At 47.8% G+C, this 458-nt stretch carries 3 tRNA genes; all 3 read right to left on the bottom strand.

Annotation, left to right across the window (positions count from 1 at the left end):
• Window positions 1–72: 72 nt before the first annotated feature.
• The 3 genes from ACYUEX_RS18730 to ACYUEX_RS18740 all read right to left on the bottom strand — a co-directional run bounded on the left by ACYUEX_RS18730 (window position 73) and on the right by ACYUEX_RS18740 (window position 384).
• Window positions 73–148, bottom strand: a tRNA-Pro gene (locus tag ACYUEX_RS18730).
• A gap of 4 nt (window positions 149–152) precedes the next feature.
• Window positions 153–229 (bottom strand) — tRNA-Arg (locus ACYUEX_RS18735).
• Window positions 230–310: 81 nt separating this feature from the next.
• Window positions 311–384 (bottom strand) — tRNA-Gly (locus ACYUEX_RS18740).
• Window positions 385–458 lie beyond the last annotated feature (74 nt).

A 458-nucleotide genomic window follows, 5' to 3' on the forward strand; every position in this document is an offset into this window, starting at 1 on the left:
ATCGAACTCACGTAACTTGCTTGGAAGGCAAGGGCTCTACCATTGAGCTACACCCGCATATTATGTTTTAAGTGGTCGGGGTGACAGGGATTGAACCTGCGACCTCATGGTCCCAAACCACGCGCGCTCCCATCTGCGCCACACCCCGGCAATGGTGCGTGTTAAGAGATTCGAACTCCTGGCCCACGCCTTAGAAGGGCGTTGCTCTATCCAGCTGAGCTAAACACGCATATTCGTTAAATGACATTAATTATTTTATATCATTAATTGCCACTTGTCAATATTTTTTTAAATCACATTTAAAAAAAATTGGAGCGGGTGATGAGAATCGAACTCACGTAACTTGCTTGGAAGGCAAGGGCTCTACCATTGAGCTACACCCGCATATTATGTTTTAAGTGGTCGGGGTGACAGGGATTGAACCTGCGACCTCATGGTCCCAAACCACGCGCGCTCCC

Source organism: Clostridium sp. CTA-7, from assembly GCF_054768095.1.